The organism is Pseudomonas sp. IPO3778 (assembly GCF_013386825.1).
Taxonomy (GTDB): domain Bacteria; phylum Pseudomonadota; class Gammaproteobacteria; order Pseudomonadales; family Pseudomonadaceae; genus Aquipseudomonas.
This window is the reverse complement of sequence record NZ_JACARC010000003.1, coordinates 1-12,975: the sequence shown is the minus strand read 5'-3', so window position 1 is coordinate 12,975 and position 12,975 is coordinate 1. Positions and strand designations below refer to the sequence as shown.

Here is a 12,975-nt window from a genome sequence, read left to right as displayed (position 1 = left end):
CAATAGCGGCCGTTACCGCAGTAACGGATATGTACACAATCAAAGCCGCCGTTACCCCAGCAACGGATATGCCCCCAATCAACCCAGCCCCAACCGCCCATGCCATTGGGCAATCGACTCCTCGGGATACTCATCAAACCGCAGATCCCCCGGCCGAACACTCACCTCAACCCAGGGCGCCCTCGACCCCAGCATCAAATGCGTATGCTCCGGCGGCACCGGCAATGGCGTATCAATCGCCGAAGCAAACGGATGAATCAACTCCGGCCACTCCGGGCTGAACAACCACAACCCCGACCCACACTGCGAACAAAAATGCCGCTCAGCCGTGCTCGCATGCGCCCGGCTATCCCCCGGCCCCTTCATCCGCGCGTGATAAATCGAAATCAACTTACGCCCCCGAACCTTCAAACTCTTGGCATTGCCCCCAAGGTTGATCGCATACCCGCCACCCCCCTGGGTCTTGCGACAAATCGAGCAATAACACCGCTGATACGGATACGGATAAGCACTCTCAAGGCTGAACGTAACCGCACCACAATGGCAGGAACCTTCAAGCTGCATGACCGAATCTCCTTCGCAAAAGGTGAACGTTAGCTTAGGCGCCCGGCAGCCGTGGCGGTTCCATCTCCGGCATCAAGGTCGCGATCAGCGCACGAATGGTCCCCGGCAACGCTTCCAGTTCCCGCACCAGGATACTGCGCTCGCGCACCGCCCAAACCTCATCCAGCTTGACCGTCACCAGTTGCATCGTGCGGCTGTGCCGCACCGCCGCCGACTCGGGAATGATGCCGATCCCGACCCCGGCCTCGACCATCCGGCAGATCGCCTCGAAACTCGACATCTGGATCCGCAGCGACAAATGCTTGCCCAACCGCTCCACATGCTCACGCAGAAAACTCAGCAACGTGCTGCCGTCGTGCAGCCCGATATGCTGATACGCCAAGGTTTGCTCCAGCGTTACCGCAGGCAGCCCCGCCAGGGGATGCCCCACCGGCACCATCAGCACCAGATGGTCGGTGCTGAAATGCAGCACCTGCAACCCCGACGCTTCCACAGGGCCGGCGATGATCCCCATGTCGCTGGTGCCGTCGAGCACGCCGCGCACGATGTCCCGGGACAACCGCTCCTGCAGGTCCACGGTCACGCCGGGGCGCTGGGACAGGAAGCCGGCCAGCACTTCCGGGAGAAATTCGGTCACCGCCGTGGTGTTGGCGAAGATGCGGATGTGCCCGGCCGAATCGATGCCGTATTGGGTGAACTCGCTTTTCAGGTAATCCACCTGGCGCATGATCAACCGCGCGTGGTGCAGCAGCCGTTCGCCCGCCGGGGTGATTTCCACGCCACGGCTGTCGCGGTACAGCAGGCGGGTGTCGAGTTGGCCTTCCAGGGCCTTGATCCGCGCGCTGGCGGCGGCCGGTGAGAGGAACGCGCGCTTGGCACCCTGGGTCAGGCTGGGGGATTCGGCGATATGGATAAACAGGCGTAAGTCCGCCAGATCAAAGTGCATGGAAGGCTCCGGGGCAGCGACGAAGAACCCATGTGGGAGCTGGCTTGCCTGCGATAGCGGTGGGCCAACCAAAGCAGTGTTGACTGACAGGGCGCTATCGCAGGCAAGCCAGCTCCCACATTGATCATCCGGGTTCTTGAGATCTTTTTATGGGCGATGGCGTTCAGCATAGCCGAACGCTGCTTTATTGAAATGCAAATTCTCAGAACGGCCACGGCCCAGCATGATCCGGCTCAGATTCCCTGCCCGAGGACATGCACCTGATGAGCGCCACAGACTGGATCGGCCGTAGCGAAACAGCCCACGATCACTTGAGCCACAACCTGCTCAAACGCATCGCCGCCACCTTTGGCGAAGCGGTACCAGCGGACGGCGAGGCAGTTCCGCCGTTGTGGCAGTGGTGCTTTTTCCAGGACCCGTTGCCCGAATCCGCCCTGGGCGGTGACGGCCATCCAGCCCGTGGCGGGTTCCTGCCGCCGGCCGATAACCGCAATCGCATGTGGGCCGGTGGGCGTATCGAGTTCTTCCACGCCTTGCGGGCCGGTGAGGCCGCCACCCGGGTGTCGACCATCACCCAGGTGGAAGAAAAAACCGGCCGCACCGGTTCGTTGCTGTTCGTCACCGTGCGCCATGACTATTCCCAGGACGGCCGCCTGGCCCTGCGCGAAGAGCAGGACATCGTCTACCGCGAACCCACGCCCCCCAAGCCGGGCAGTGGTGATGTGCTGCCCGAAGGCGACTGGCGCGACGCGGTCGACCCGACGCCCACCCTGTTGTTTCGCTACAGCGCCGTGACCTTCAACGGCCACCGCATCCACTACGACTACCCCTACGTCACCGGCACCGAAGGGTATTCGGGGCTGGTGGTGCACGGGCCGCTGATCGCCACCTTGAGCCTGCGTGCCTTTTGCCGGGCAAATCCCGAGGCCACGTTGCGCCGTTTCTCCTATCGCGGCGTGCGCCCATTGATTGCTCCGCAACCCTTTGAAGTCGGCGGGCGCGTCACCGCGCCGGGTGTGGCTGAACTCTGGGCGGGCAACGCTGACGGCCTGGCCCAGCGCGCCGAACTGCATTTCGAATAAACCTCCAAGAACAACAGGCGGAGAGCCGTTAATGAACCCGAATGACAACGAAGAACTGAATGCCATCCGCGAAGGCGTACGCGCGCTGTGCGCCGAATTCGACGCGGCTTACTGGCGCAAGGTCGATGAAGAAAAAGGCTTCCCGGAAGCCTTCGTCAAGGCCCTGACCGATGCCGGCTGGCTGTCGGCAATGATCCCGGAAGCCTACGGCGGCTCTGGCCTGGGGCTGGCGGAAGCCTCGGTGATTCTGGAAGAAGTGAACCGCTGCGGCGGCAACTCCGGCACCGTCCATGGCCAGATGTACAACATGTTCACCTTGCTGCGCCACGGCAGCGAAGCGCAGAAAAGCTTCTACCTGCCCAAGCTCGCCAGCGGCGAATTGCGCCTGCAGTCGATGGCCGTGACCGAGCCCACCACCGGCACCGACACCACCAAGATCAAGACCACCGCCATCAAGCGTGGCGACAAGTACGTGATCAACGGCCAGAAGGTGTGGATCTCGCGGGTGCAGCATTCCGACCTGATGATCCTGCTGGCCCGCACCACGCCGCTGGCCGAGGTGAAGAAAAAGTCCGAAGGCATGTCGATCTTCCTGGTGGACCTGCGCCAAGCCATCGGCAACGGCCTGACCGTGCAGCCCATCGCCAATATGGTCAATCACGAGACCAATGAGCTGTTCTTCGACAACCTGGAGTTGCCGCTGGACAGCCTGATTGGCGAGGAGGGCAAGGGCTTCCGCTACATCCTCGACGGGCTGAATGCCGAACGCACCCTGATCGCCGCCGAGTGCATTGGCGACGGTCGCTGGTTTATCGAAAGAGCCAGTGCCTATGCCCGTGACCGCGTGGTGTTTGGCCGGCCCATCGGGCAGAACCAGGGCGTGCAGTTCCCGATTGCCGAAGCGCATATCGAGATCGAAGCCGCCGACCTGATGCGCTGGCGTGCCTGTGAGGAATACGACAGCGGCGCCAACGCCGGGGCCAGTGCGAACATGGCCAAGTACCTGGCGGCCAAGGCGTCCTGGGAGGCGGCCAACGCCTGCCTGCAAACCCACGGTGGCTTCGGGTTTGCCTGTGAATACGATGTGGAGCGCAAGTTCCGCGAGACCCGCCTGTACCAGGTCGCGCCGATCTCCACCAACCTGATCCTGTCCTACGTGGCCGAGCATCTGCTCGAACTGCCACGCAGCTTCTGAGGCGCCGACCATGAGCCATACCCAAGCGCTGTGCCGGTTCCTTGCGCAAGTGAAGTACGAACAATTGCCGGACGAGGTCCTCGCCCGCACCGAAGACCTGTTCCTCGACTGGCTCGCCTCGGCGCTGGCCAGCAAGGGCGCCCATCCAATCCCGCTGTTCGAACGCTACGCACGCACGATGGGCCCGGGCGATGGCCCGGCGCAGGTGATCGTCAGCGGGGGCAGCAGCAGTGCCTATTTTGCGGCGCTGGTGAACGGCGCATCGTCGCACCTGGTGGAGCAGGATGACCTGCACAACAGCTCGGTCTTGCACCCGGCGACCGTGGTGTTTCCGGCGGCCTTCGCGGCGGCACAAGACCTTGGCAAGTCCGGCCGCGAACTGTTGCTGGCCTCGGTGGCCGGTTATGAGGCGGGGATTCGCATCGGTGAATTCATGGGCCGTTCCCACTACCGGATCTTCCACACCACCGCCACCGTCGGCACCCTCGCGGCAGCCGTGGCTGTGGGCAAGTTGCTGGACTTCAACCAAGAGCAATTCACCAATCTGCTGGGCAGTGCCGGCACTCAGGCGGCGGGGCTGTGGGAGTTCCTGCGGGATGCTGCCGACTCCAAGCAATTGCACACCGCCAAGGCGGCGGCCGATGGTTTGCTGGCCGCCTATTTGACGGCGGACGGGCTGACGGGGGCGCGCAATATCCTGGAAGGCGACCAGGGCATGGCCGCCGGCATGTCCACCGACGCGGACCCAAGCAAACTGTCGGATCGCCTCGGCAGCCGCTGGGCGCTGCTGGAAACCTCGTTCAAGTTCCACGCCTCGTGCCGCCACACCCACCCGGCCGCCGATGCGCTGCTGGACCTGATGCAGCGTGAAGGCCTCACCCATGAGCACATCACCCACGTAGAAACCCGGGTTCACCAGGGCGCCATCGACGTGTTGGGCCGGGTGACGCTGCCGCAGACCGTGCACCAGGCCAAGTTTTCCATGGGCACCGTGCTGGGGTTGATTGCCGTGCATGGCAAGGCCGGGCTCACCGAATTTCACGAGTTGGCGCTTAACGACGGGGCTGTAGCGGCGTTTCGCGACAAGGTCAGCATGACCCTCGACGCCGAAGTCGACGGCGCCTATCCCCAGCGCTGGCTGGGCCGGGTGATCGTGACCACGGCCGATGGCCGCACCTTGCACGGCGCCATCGACGAACCCAAGGGCGACCCCGGCAACAGCCTGACCCGCGCAGAACTGGCCGACAAATTCCAGCGCCTGACCCAATTCAGCGGCGCCCGCACACCCGCGCAAACCGCCGGGCTGATCGACAAAGTCTGGGACCTGCGCAACGCCGTGTCCCTGGCTCACTGGCTTTAAGGAACCGTCATGACTGCTAATCAACGACCGCTGGACGGCATCACCGTCGTCAGCCTGGAACACGCGATTGCCGCGCCGTTCTGCACCCGCCAGTTGGCCGACCTTGGCGCGCGGGTGATCAAGATCGAACGCCCGGGCGCCGGTGACTTTGCCCGTGGCTACGACGAGCGCGTGCGCGGGCTGGCCTCGCATTTCGTGTGGACCAACCGCTCCAAGGAAAGCCTGACCCTGGACCTCAAGCACGATGCGGCCGGCGACATTCTGGACACCCTGCTGGCCGACGCCGACGTGCTGGTGCAGAACCTTGCACCGGGCGCCGCGGCGCGCATGGGCCTCTCGTTCGAGGCGCTGCATGAGCGCTTCCCGCGACTGATCGTGTGCGATATCTCCGGCTACGGCGAGGGCGGGCCCTACGAGAAAAAGAAAGCCTACGACCTGCTGATCCAGAGCGAAGGCGGCTTTCTCTCGGTGACCGGTGGCCCGGGCGAAGACCAGATGGCCAAGGCCGGCTGCTCCATCGCCGACATCTCCGCCGGAATGTACGCCTACAGCGGCATCCTCTCGGCGCTGCTGCTGCGGGGCAAGACCGGGCTGGGCAGTCGCATCGACGTGAGCATGCTGGAAAGCCTGGTGGAGTGGATGGGCTACCCGATGTACTACGCGTTCGGCGGCGCACCCCAGCCACCACGCGCGGGTGCGGCGCATTCGACGATCTACCCCTACGGGCCGTTTCCCACCGGCGACGGCGGCACGGTGATGCTCGGGCTGCAGAATGAGCGCGAATGGGCGGCGTTCTGCGACAAGGTGCTGCTCACCCCCGAACTGGCCACCGACGAACGTTTCTCGGCCAACTTCAAGCGTTCGGAAAACCGCGATGTGCTGCGCCAGATCATCGTCGACCGCTTTGCGCAGATGAGCGCCGAGGGCGTGATTCAGCGCCTGGAAGACGCGCAAATCGCCAGCGCCCGGGTCAACGACATGCAAGGCGTGTGGGACCACCCGCAGCTCAAGGCCCGGGACAGCTGGCGTGAAGTCGACAGCCCGGCGGGCAAATTACCGTCGCTGCTGCCCCCGGCGCGCAATGCCGCGTTTACCCCGCGGATGGATGCGGTGCCGGGGCTGGGGCAGCACAGCCAGGGGATTCTGGACCAGTTGGGCTACTCCGCTGAAGCCATCGACAGCCTGCGCGTACGCGGCGTTATCTGATAAGGAATTGAGCCATGCCAACCTCTCTTGTGCGCTCTGCGCTGTTCGTACCCGGCAGCCGGCCGGAACGCTTTGCCAAGGCCTTGGCCAGTGGCGCCGATGCGGTGATTGTGGATTTTGAAGACGCGGTGGAAGAGCCGCTCAAGCGCCAGGCCCGGGCCAACCTCGGGGTGTTCTTGCACGCGACGCCGGCGGCGCGGGTGTGGGTGCGGATCAACGCGCCGGAGCATCCCGAGCACTTTGCCGACGTGGCGTTCTGTCAGGCCCACGTCGGCGTCGCGGGGGTGTTGCTGCCCAAGGTGGAAAGCGCGGCCCAGGTGGCCGTGGTGGCCGCCACGGGCAAAGCCATCTGGCCGATTATCGAGAGTGCACGGGGCTTGCTGGCGGTGGCGCAAATCGCCCATGCGCCGTCGGTGGAGCGTTTGTCATTCGGTGGCCTGGATTTGGCACTGGACTTGAACCTCAGCAGCGGTTCCCAGGCGGCCCAGTTTGCCCTGGACCAGGCCCGTCTCGCCTTGATCGTGCATTCCCGCGCGGCCGGGCTGGTGGCGCCGCTGGACGGGGTGCACCCGGCCATCGACGACCCCGAAGGCCTGCGCCGCTCGATTCGGCATGCCTATGAGATGGGCTTTGCCGGTGCGCTGTGTATCCACCCCAAACAGGTGGCGGTGATTCATCAGGCATTGGCGCCGAGTGCCGAGGATTTAGCCTGGGCCAAGCGGGTGGTGGACGCCGGTGCCCACGGGGCAGGGGCCTATCAACTGGATGGGCAAATGGTCGACGCACCAGTGTTGTTGCGGGCCCAAAGATTACTGGCCGCGCAACCGTAAACCTGTGGGCGCGGGCTTGTGTGGGAGCCTGGCTCGCCCGCGATGGGATCAACTCGGTTTGTCTGAAGCACCGAGGTGCCTGCATCGCAGGCAAGCCAGCTCCCACACAAGCCCGCTCCCACAGGTGATCTATGCTGTTTGTAAAATTGGCGTTCGGCCACGGCGAACGCAGGTATCTAAAATTCGAAATTCTCTATACGCGTAACATCAGGCACCTTGCCACTATCACACAACAATAAGAAGGTGATTTCCATGCTCAAGCTTTCTCGGGCGCTGTTCTGCGCCGCCACCTTGTTTGCCGCGGGCCTGACCCAGGCGGCCGACCCCATCGTGATCAAGTTCGCTCACGTCGTCGCTGACAACACCCCGAAAGGCCAGGGCGCGCTGCTGTTCAAGAAACTCGCTGAAGAACGCCTGCCAGGTCGGGTAAAAGTCGAGGTGTACCCCAACTCCTCGCTGTTCGGCGACGGCAAGGAAATGGAAGCGTTGCTGCTGGGGGACGTACAGATGCTGGCGCCGTCCCTGGCCAAGTTTGAGCAATACACCAAGCAAGTCCAAATCTACGACCTGCCGTTCCTGTTCAACGACATGGCGGCGGTCGACCGCTTCCAGGCCGCCCAGGGCAAGGCGCTGCTGACCTCGATGCAGGATAAAAACATCCTCGGCCTGGCCTATTGGCACAACGGCCTCAAGCAGTTGTCGGCGAACAAGGCCCTGCGTGAACCCAAGGATGCCCGTGGCCTGAAGTTCCGCGTGCAGGCCTCCAGCGTACTGGAAGAGCAGTTCAAGGCGATCCACGCCAACCCGCGCAAGATGAGCTTTGCCGAGGTGTACCAGGGCTTGCAGACCGGTACCGTCAACGGCACCGAGAACACCTGGTCGAACTATGAAAGCCAGAAGGTCAACGAGGTGCAGAAGTACTTCACCGAGTCCAACCATGGCCTGATCGACTACATGGTGATCACCAACGCCAAGTTCTGGAACGGCCTGCCGCCGGACGTGCGCACCACCCTGGACCAGGTCATGGTTGAAGTCACCGTCGAGGTGAACAAGCAGGCCGAAGCGCTGAACCAGTCGGCCAAGCAGAAGATCATCGACGCCAAGACCAGCGAAATCATCCAGTTGACGCCTGAGCAACGCCAGCTGTGGCGCGAAGCCATGCGTCCGGTATGGAAAATGTTCGAGGGTGAAATCGGTGCCGACCTGATCAAGGCGGCGGACGCGTCGAACCAGTAATCGATTGCTGACACCAACCCGACTCCTGTGGGAGCGGGCTTGCCCGCGATGGCGTCACCTCGGTGTTCCTGAAAGACCGAGTCGCGCGCATCGCAGGCAAGCCAGCTCCCACATTGATCCGGTTTCGTCAGTGACTTGTCGTGAATATCCCCGTCCAGTTTCGCGAGGTTTTGCCATGCAAACGCTAAGGCGCGTCTGGGAGCACCTGGAGGAAGGCGTTATCGCTTTCCTGCTGGCCGCCATGACCCTGGTGACTTTTGTCTACGTCATGCTCAACAACATCTACACCCTGTTCTTTGCCCTGTCTGACAAGTGGGCGTGGAGCAGTGGTTTTTTTGGTGCCCTGGGTGACCACACCATGGGCTGGGCCCAGGACATGACCTGGAGCGTGGCGCTGACCAAGGCCATGTTCGGCTGGCTGATTTTCTTCGGTATCTCTTACGGCGTGCGTACCGCCGGCCACCTCGGCGTGGACGCCCTGGTCAAGCTGACACCGCGGCCCGTCCAGCGCCTGCTGGGCATGCTCGCGTGTCTGTGCTGCCTGGCCTATGCCGGGCTGTTTGTGGTGGCGAGCTACAAGTGGGTGAGTGCGGTGATGACCGCCCACATCGGCGCCGAAGACCTCGACCAGTTCGGCGTCGAGGTCGGCGATATCGTGCTGATCGTGCCCATCGGGTTTGGCCTGGTGTTTATCCGTTACCTGGAAATTTTCTACCGCATCTTCACCCACCGACAAACCGGGCTGGGACTGGCCGACGAAGCCGGTGAAGCCAGCAAGTTGGCCGGCAGCCATGAGGAGCGTCACTGATGGCCGTTCTGTGTCTGTTTTTGCTCCTATTCGTCTTTATGTTCCTGGGCGTGCCCATCGCCATTGCGCTGGGATTGTCGGGCGCCGTGTCGATCCTGATGTTCAGCCCGGACTCGGTGAGTTCCCTCGCGATCAAGCTGTTTGAAACCTCGGACGCCTACACCTTCCTGGCGATTCCGTTCTTCCTGTTGTCGGGTGCGTTCATGACCACCGGCGGCGTGGCGCAACGGCTGATCGACTTCGCCAACGCCTGCGTCGGCCACATCCGTGGCGGCCTGGCGATTGCGGCGGTGTTGGCCTGCATGCTGTTTGCCGCGCTGTCGGGTTCATCGCCGGCGACGGTCGCCGCCGTGGGTTCGATTGCCGTGGCGGGCATGGTGCGCTCGGGTTATCCGAAGGAGTTCGGTGCCGGGATCATTTGCAATGCCGGCACCCTGGGCATCCTGATTCCGCCCTCGATTGTGATGGTGGTGTACTCGGCGGCGACTGAAACCTCGGTGGGCAAGCTGTTTATGGCCGGGGTGATTCCGGGCCTGCTGCTGGGCTTGATGTTGATGGTCGCGATCTACATCGTCGCGCGCATCAAGAAGTTGCCGGCCCAGCCACGGGCAACCTTCCGTGAGTGGCTGACCTGCGCCCGTCGGGCGTTCTGGGGCTTGCTGCTGTTGGTGATCATCCTCGGCGGTATCTACAGCGGCATGTTCACCCCGACGGAAGCGGCGGCGGTGGCGGCGGTGTATTCGGCGTTTGTCGCGCTGTTTGTGTACAAGGACATGAAGCTCAAGGACTGCCCCAAAGTCCTGCTGGAGTCCGGGCGCCTGGCGATCATGCTGATGTTTATCATCGCCAACGCCATGCTCTTTGCCCATGTGCTGACCACTGAACAGATCCCCCAGGAAATCACCGCGTGGGTGATCTCCGAAGGCCTGACGCCGATCGGCTTTTTGATCATGGTCAACGTGGTGTTGCTGGTGGCGGGCAGCTTTATGGAGCCGTCGGCAATCGTGCTGATCCTGGCGCCGATCTTCTTCCCGATCGCGATGAAACTGGGGATCGACCCGATTCACCTGGGGATCGTGATGGTGGTCAACATGGAAATTGGCCTGGTGCATCCACCGGTGGGGTTGAACCTGTTTGTGACCTCGGCAGTGACCGGGCTGACGCTGGGGCAGACCATCCGTGCGGCGTTGCCGTGGTTGATGATCCTGCTGGTGTTCCTGATCATGGTCACCTACCTGCCGTTCATCTCGCTGGCCTTGCCGCATTGGCTGGGGATGTAAACCCCACTGAATGCGATCGTTCCCACGCTCTGCGTGGGAATGCATCCCGTGACGCTCCGCGTCACCACGGTGCAAGACTTGAACCTTGCATCGCCGTTTGGACGCAGAGCGTCCGAGGCGGCATTCCCACGCAGAGCGTGGGAACGATCATGCGTGCAGGGTTTTATTTATCCATCGCACTCAAAATGGCATGGGCCGCTTTCACCCGTTCGGCGTTCGGGTAGTTCTTGTTCGCCAGGATCACCACCCCCAGACCCTTGCTCGGCACATACGCCACGTAGGCGCCAAAGCCACCGGTGGCGCCAGTCTTGTTCACCAGCGTGTCGGCGTGGGGCGCCTGTGGTGGCGTCAGCCAGTTGACCTTATGGGGTTGGAAGGCCATTTGCGCCGAGTTGCCGGCCGTCAGGGCATCCAGCGTGATCGGGTAGGGGTACATCTCCCAGCCAAGGCCCTGGGTCATGCCATCAACCGTGTAATAGCCGGTGTGGGTCGCGGCAATTGCCTGTTGCAGCGGCTTTTCCAGCTTGGCCGGGTGCATGTTCACTTCAACGTACCGGATCAGGTCCGAAGTGCTGGTCTTGATCCCGTAGGCTTCGGCGTCCAGGGCGCCAGGGCCGACGCGCACCGGTTTGCCGTCCTTGTCGTAACCCTGGGCGTACAGGTTCATCTGTGACTTGGGCACGGTGATAAAGGTGTGCTTGAGGCCAAGTTTCGGCAGCAGGGTTTTTTCCATCAGTTGGTCAAACGGTTGGCCCAGGCTTTGGGCCGCCAGATGGCCGAACAGGCCGATGCTCGGGTTGGAGTACAGGCGCTGGGTGCCGGGGGCGAAATCCGGTTTCCAGTGCTGGTAGTAGCTGATCATCTTGCTGGCGTTATCGGACGCATCGGGGAATTGCAGCGGCAGGCCACCGGCGGTGTAGGTGCCGAGGTTGAGCAGGCTGATGTGGTCAAATGTGTCGCCGCGCAGCGCTGGCAGGGACTGGCTGGCCGGGTCCGAGAGTTTCAGCTTGCCGTTGGCCAGGGCATAGCCGGCGAGGGTGGCGGTGAAGGTTTTGCTCACCGAGCCGACCTCAAACAGGGTGTTTTCGGTGACCGGCTGCTGGCCGTCCTTGTTTGCGACGCCGTAGTTAAAGTATTGCGCCTTGCCGTTCTGGATCACCGCGACCGACACGCCGGCAATGTCCTGCTGCTGCATCAGGGGTTCGATGGTACCGTCCACGACCGGGCGCAGGTCTGTGGCCGCCATGCAGTTGCCTGCGCCGAGCAATAAGGCGAGTATGGCTACTTTTCCTGCTGTTGAAGAACGTTCGTACATGATGATGTGGCTTCCATAAGGTGATGTGTTGATGACCAATACCTGCGCGGGCGCCGCAAATTTAGGCAGATTGTACGGCTTCGACAAACGATGATATCTCGCAACAGCCATTAGAAAATTTAGGGTCAGGCCATGCTCCGTTCCCATTTGCCCCTCAATGCGCTACGGGCCTTCGAGGCCTCCGCGCGGCATTTGAGTTTTACCCGGGCGGCGATTGAACTGTGCGTCACCCAGGCGGCGGTCAGTCACCAGGTGAAAAGCCTGGAAGCGCAGCTCAATGTCACGCTGTTCAAACGCTTGCCCCGTGGGCTGATGCTCACGAGTGAAGGCGAAACCCTGCTGCCGGTGCTGCGGGAATCCTTCGACCGGATTGCTCAAACCTTAGGCCAGTTTGAAGGCGGGCATTACCGCGAAGTGTTGACGGTGGGCGCGGTAGGCACCTTTGCGGTGGGTTGGCTGCTGCCACGGCTGGCGGATTTCCAGGCGCGTTACCCGTTTATCGACTTGCGGCTGTCCACCAACAACAACCGCGTCGACGTGGCGGCCGAAGGTCTGGATTACGCGATCCGCTTTGGCGCCGGCGCGTGGCACGGCACCGAGGCGTGCCAGTTGCTGGAAGCGCCGCTGACGGTGCTGTGCGTGCCACAGATTGCCCGCCAATTGCAGGCCCCGGAGGATTTGTTGAAGCACACGTTGCTGCGTTCTTACCGTGCTGATGAATGGACCCAGTGGTTCCAGGCCGCCGGGCTGCCGGCTGACACGCTGGTGCCCCGCAGCATTGTGTTTGATTCGTCCCTGGCAATGATGGAAGCCGCACTGCAAGGTGCGGGTGTGGCGTTGGCGCCGGCGATGATGTTCAGCCGGCAGTTGGCGACGGACGTGATTCGCCAGCCGTTTGAGGTGGGTATTACCACCGGCAGCTATTGGTTGACGCGCTTGCAGTCGCGGGCCGAGACACCGGCGATGGCGGCATTCAAGGCGTGGTTGCGCGAAGTGGCCGCGAACTAAGCCCTGTGAACCGGCGTTAACCCTGTGGTCAGGTGGGTTGTCCTGTGGTGAGTGGGCTTGTCCTGTGGTGAGGGGGGGCCTGTGGCGAGGGGGCTTGTCCCCCGTTGGGCTGCGAAGCGGCCCTAAAAAAAGGTTCTTCACGGAA

At 62.7% G+C, this 12,975-nt stretch carries 12 protein-coding genes; 9 read left to right on the top strand and 3 right to left on the bottom strand.

The features are described 5' to 3' along the window. Positions 1-78: 78 nt before the first annotated feature. Both HX855_RS00600 and HX855_RS00595 read right to left on the bottom strand, forming a co-directional pair. Positions 79-564, bottom strand: coding sequence for a GFA family protein (locus tag HX855_RS00600; RefSeq protein ID WP_177091243.1), 486 nt, complete (start codon positions 562-564; stop codon positions 79-81). Positions 565-598: 34 nt separating this feature from the next. Further along, entirely contained in the window at positions 599-1,510 is a 912-nt protein-coding gene (locus HX855_RS00595; protein ID WP_177091241.1) for a LysR family transcriptional regulator, read from the bottom strand. 263 nt (positions 1,511-1,773) lie between these two features. Between HX855_RS00595 and HX855_RS00590 the strand changes: the two genes are divergently transcribed. The 8 genes from HX855_RS00590 (at position 1,774) to dctM (ending at position 10,507) form a co-directional block, all read left to right on the top strand. Further along, positions 1,774-2,592 carry a MaoC family dehydratase N-terminal domain-containing protein gene (locus HX855_RS00590; RefSeq protein WP_177091239.1) on the top strand — a complete coding sequence of 273 codons (819 nt, stop codon included), beginning with the start codon at positions 1,774-1,776 and terminating at the stop codon, positions 2,590-2,592. Positions 2,593-2,623: 31 nt separating this feature from the next. Further along, positions 2,624-3,787, top strand: coding sequence for an acyl-CoA dehydrogenase family protein (locus tag HX855_RS00585; RefSeq protein ID WP_177091238.1), 1,164 nt, complete (start codon positions 2,624-2,626; stop codon positions 3,785-3,787). Positions 3,788-3,797: 10 nt separating this feature from the next. After that, on the top strand, positions 3,798-5,147 hold the full coding sequence (locus tag HX855_RS00580) for an MmgE/PrpD family protein (RefSeq protein WP_177091236.1): 1,350 nt from the start codon (positions 3,798-3,800) through the stop codon (positions 5,145-5,147). 9 nt (positions 5,148-5,156) lie between these two features. Then, complete coding sequence (locus HX855_RS00575) at positions 5,157-6,353, top strand: CaiB/BaiF CoA-transferase family protein (RefSeq protein WP_177091234.1); 1,197 nt, start codon at positions 5,157-5,159, stop codon at positions 6,351-6,353. A gap of 14 nt (positions 6,354-6,367) precedes the next feature. Beyond that, on the top strand, positions 6,368-7,183 hold the full coding sequence (locus HX855_RS00570) for a CoA ester lyase (protein ID WP_177091232.1): 816 nt from the start codon (positions 6,368-6,370) through the stop codon (positions 7,181-7,183). A 252-nt stretch (positions 7,184-7,435) separates the two neighbouring features. Then, complete coding sequence (locus tag HX855_RS00565) at positions 7,436-8,419, top strand: TRAP transporter substrate-binding protein (protein WP_177091230.1); 984 nt, start codon at positions 7,436-7,438, stop codon at positions 8,417-8,419. 175 nt (positions 8,420-8,594) lie between these two features. Further along, positions 8,595-9,227 carry a TRAP transporter small permease gene (locus HX855_RS00560; RefSeq protein WP_177091228.1) on the top strand — a complete coding sequence of 211 codons (633 nt, stop codon included), beginning with the start codon at positions 8,595-8,597 and terminating at the stop codon, positions 9,225-9,227. Continuing rightward, the gene (gene dctM, locus HX855_RS00555; protein ID WP_177091226.1) at positions 9,227-10,507 is read left to right on the top strand and encodes a C4-dicarboxylate TRAP transporter large permease protein DctM; all 1,281 of its coding nucleotides are present in this window, start codon (positions 9,227-9,229) and stop codon (positions 10,505-10,507) included. Before HX855_RS00560 ends, dctM begins: the two co-directional genes overlap by 1 nt. A gap of 163 nt (positions 10,508-10,670) precedes the next feature. Here dctM and ampC read toward each other — a convergent pair whose 3' ends face one another. Further along, positions 10,671-11,822, bottom strand: a complete 1,152-nt coding sequence (ampC, locus tag HX855_RS00550) for a class C beta-lactamase (RefSeq protein ID WP_177091224.1) — start codon at positions 11,820-11,822, stop codon at positions 10,671-10,673. A gap of 132 nt (positions 11,823-11,954) precedes the next feature. On the opposite strand from ampC, the gene HX855_RS00545 reads away from it, so the two are divergent. After that, a complete protein-coding gene (locus HX855_RS00545) occupies positions 11,955-12,830 on the top strand; it encodes a LysR family transcriptional regulator (protein WP_177091222.1) in 876 nt (291 codons plus the stop codon). Positions 12,831-12,975 lie beyond the last annotated feature (145 nt).

Coding starts and splice junctions, on each gene's coding strand:
- HX855_RS00590 (WP_177091239.1), top strand. CDS start 1,774: ATGAGCGCCACAGACTGGATCGGCCGTAGCGAAACAGCCCACGATCAC.
- HX855_RS00600 (WP_177091243.1), bottom strand. CDS start 564: ATGCAGCTTGAAGGTTCCTGCCATTGTGGTGCGGTTACGTTCAGCCTT.
- HX855_RS00575 (WP_177091234.1), top strand. CDS start 5,157: ATGACTGCTAATCAACGACCGCTGGACGGCATCACCGTCGTCAGCCTG.
- HX855_RS00570 (WP_177091232.1), top strand. CDS start 6,368: ATGCCAACCTCTCTTGTGCGCTCTGCGCTGTTCGTACCCGGCAGCCGG.
- HX855_RS00580 (WP_177091236.1), top strand. CDS start 3,798: ATGAGCCATACCCAAGCGCTGTGCCGGTTCCTTGCGCAAGTGAAGTAC.
- HX855_RS00545 (WP_177091222.1), top strand. CDS start 11,955: ATGCTCCGTTCCCATTTGCCCCTCAATGCGCTACGGGCCTTCGAGGCC.
- HX855_RS00585 (WP_177091238.1), top strand. CDS start 2,624: ATGAACCCGAATGACAACGAAGAACTGAATGCCATCCGCGAAGGCGTA.
- dctM (WP_177091226.1), top strand. CDS start 9,227: ATGGCCGTTCTGTGTCTGTTTTTGCTCCTATTCGTCTTTATGTTCCTG.
- HX855_RS00565 (WP_177091230.1), top strand. CDS start 7,436: ATGCTCAAGCTTTCTCGGGCGCTGTTCTGCGCCGCCACCTTGTTTGCC.
- ampC (WP_177091224.1), bottom strand. CDS start 11,822: ATGTACGAACGTTCTTCAACAGCAGGAAAAGTAGCCATACTCGCCTTA.
- HX855_RS00595 (WP_177091241.1), bottom strand. CDS start 1,510: ATGCACTTTGATCTGGCGGACTTACGCCTGTTTATCCATATCGCCGAA.
- HX855_RS00560 (WP_177091228.1), top strand. CDS start 8,595: ATGCAAACGCTAAGGCGCGTCTGGGAGCACCTGGAGGAAGGCGTTATC.